Origin of the sequence: Bifidobacterium xylocopae, assembly GCF_003315615.1 — a bacterium.
GTDB classification, from domain to species: Bacteria; Actinomycetota; Actinomycetes; order Actinomycetales; family Bifidobacteriaceae; genus Bombiscardovia; species Bombiscardovia xylocopae.
Genome location: NZ_PDCH01000054.1, coordinates 1 through 469, shown reverse-complemented (window position 1 = coordinate 469; position 469 = coordinate 1). Strand labels below are relative to the sequence as shown.

Below are 469 nucleotides of genomic sequence, written 5' to 3'. Positions count from 1 at the left end.
TACGCACACACGTATGCGTGCACCGAGGCAAGCCTGCTCTTCGTGGGCGCGGAGATTTGTATGTGTAACACCCACTATAGCGAAGATTTATGCGCGGGGAAACCGTGGGAGCACCGCCGAAGGGTCGGGGTTCGGAGGACAGTTCGCCGATCATCTGCCGGTTCGGCTGAATGCTTGGGCGCTATGCCGGCTGCGTGCCTCGTAGTGTCTGCGGCTGAGCCTGTGGGCTGTTGTGGTGAGGGCGGCCAGGGTGGTGAGGAGTAGGAGGGTTTCTCCGCTGAGTCGTTGGATGGGTATGCTGCCGGCTTTGGGTAGGGTGTATTGGTGGGTGTAGGTGTAGGTGAGTGGGTAGTCGGGTTGGGGTTGGCCTCCTAGGGTCCAGTGGATGTTGGCGGTGACCTGTCCGTCGGGGCGTGCCGTGGCTGTGGTGTGTCTGGTGTGGTTGCCGGTGTTCGGGGCGGTGGGGGGG

1 protein-coding gene is annotated in these 469 nt (G+C 62.7%); it reads right to left on the bottom strand.

Going from position 1 to position 469, the window contains the following annotated elements:
* Positions 1-150: 150 nt before the first annotated feature.
* Positions 151-469: hypothetical protein (locus CRD59_RS08055; RefSeq protein WP_161522323.1), on the bottom strand; the 319-nt coding region annotated here is incomplete at its 5' end.